2 protein-coding genes and 1 other RNA gene are annotated in these 1782 nt (G+C 57.2%); all 3 read right to left on the bottom strand.

Annotation, left to right across the window (positions count from 1 at the left end):
• Positions 1 to 449: 449 nt before the first annotated feature.
• Positions 450 to 813, bottom strand: a transfer-messenger RNA (tmRNA) gene (ssrA, locus tag EXY20_RS38710).
• Positions 814 to 1016: 203 nt separating this feature from the next.
• Positions 1017 to 1499 carry an SsrA-binding protein SmpB gene (smpB, locus tag EXY20_RS38705; RefSeq protein WP_135557783.1) on the bottom strand — a complete coding sequence of 161 codons (483 nt, stop codon included), beginning with the start codon at positions 1497 to 1499 and terminating at the stop codon, positions 1017 to 1019.
• 98 nt (positions 1500 to 1597) lie between these two features.
• Positions 1598 to 1782 (bottom strand): hypothetical protein (locus EXY20_RS39420; protein WP_207671416.1); only part of this gene is annotated, 185 nt, incomplete at its 5' end.

Below are 1782 nucleotides of genomic sequence, written 5' to 3'. Positions count from 1 at the left end.
TGTAAGAAAAGAGCCTTCTTGAGAGAGTTCAGGTGTCCAAAAGTTTCCGGAACGAATGTCCAAACATTAACGGAATAACTGTCCATTACTTACCGGAATGACTGTCCAAAGTTTCCGGAATACGCAGGTAGATTTCAATCCCATGCTCGTCCGCTTCGCTCCCTGCGCGCGGACGAACCCCTTAGGGTTCTCCTAGAACCCTCGATTTCACCATGAAAAAACCCGACCTCACGCGGTCGGGTTCTGCATGGTGGAGCCGAGGGGAGTATTGAAATCTCCATTGAACTTGCTACTGAAGCCGACTCGACGTTGACTACCTTAGCGGTAGATTTCAATCCCGTGCTCGTCCGCTTCGCTCCCTGCGCGCGGACGAACCCCTCAGGGGTTCTCCTAGAACCCTCGATTTCACCATGAAAAAAACCGACCTCACGCGGTCGGTTTCATCATCATGGTGGAGCCGAGGGGAGTCGAACCCCTGTCCGAAGGCAACGCCACACAAGCTTCTACGGGTGTAGCCACGGATTTGATGTCACCCGAGCAGCGCCCCGTAACCGGCTCTGCGTTGGGTCAGCCTGATTGTCTTCTTCTGCAAGACCCCAGGCGGAGACCTTGCAGCGTATCCCACTTAGGTTGGGCCCCTATCCTGGCACATGGGCGATGCTAGGTAGAAGCTAGCGAGCTGTTATTAGGCAGCTACAGCTAAGTTAGTGTTACGGTTGCCAGTTAATTGGCTTTAGCGTTGTTATAGTGGACGCGTCCCCACTACCCGCTACTCATGCTCGAACTACCCCCGTCGAATCCAAAAACGGCCCCAAGGTGTAGGTCTGCAGCATCCTTCACTTCGAGTGAAAGAAACTGCCGAGCTAACAAGAACAAACAAACAAATTCGTTACAAAACTCATTGTACCACAATCGCGCCGCTTTTGCTCCGTACGTTTGTGGGAGCAAAGGATGACGCTGGCACTCCAGCCAACGAAGCGATTCCGCTCGTCCGCAACCCGCCAACGCACCGCGAACTACCGCGCCACTTTCTGCTTCTCGCGCAGGGCGCGTTGAATGTCGCGCTGGGCGTCGCGCTTCGCTTCGGTTGCGCGCTTGTCGTAGTTCTTCTTCCCTCGCGCTAGGCCGAGCAGCAGCTTGGCATATCCATTGCGCACGTAAATCTTCAGCGGCACCATGGTGTATCCTTCCTGCTTGACGGTGCCGATCAGTTTCTTGATCTGCTCCTTGTGCAGCAGCAGCTTGCGGGCCCGCGTCGGATCGCTTGGGTTGCTGCGATTGCCCTGCTCGAACGGGCTGATATGCAAGTTGTGCACGAACGCTTCTCCGTTGCGGATGGTGGCGAAGCTGTCGTTGATGTTCGCCCGGCCGCCGCGAAGCGACTTGATTTCGGTGCCGGTCAGCACCATGCCGCATTCGAACGTCTCTTCGATAAAATAGTCGTGGAACGACTTCTTGTTCTGGGCGAGCACTTTATCCTGGCTATTCGTTTTGCCCATATGCCCAATCACTCCTGTACTGTAAAACAACGCTTATTAGGGACTAATTGTATCAACTCGGCCGCGAGAAAGCAATACGCTCGCAGCCGAATTGTTGGTTATAACCAAACGCTACCGCCGCTTCGCCCGCCGCGCGCCGTCGCTCGCTTTGCCGCGGCGCTTGCCAGCGCCGGCACCTCCGCCCGCTGCGCCACCGCCGCCGGCCTTGCTGCCGCCGCCCGGCTTCGCGCCGCGCCCGAGCTTGCCGCGCGGCCCCGCTGCGGCTGCGCCCTTGCGCCGCCCG

Source organism: Paenibacillus cymbidii (assembly GCF_004764705.1).
Lineage (GTDB): Bacteria > Bacillota > Bacilli > Paenibacillales > NBRC-103111 > Paenibacillus_AN > Paenibacillus_AN cymbidii.
Note: the sequence above shows the minus strand (reverse complement) of the source record. Positions and strands in the feature narration are given on the sequence as shown.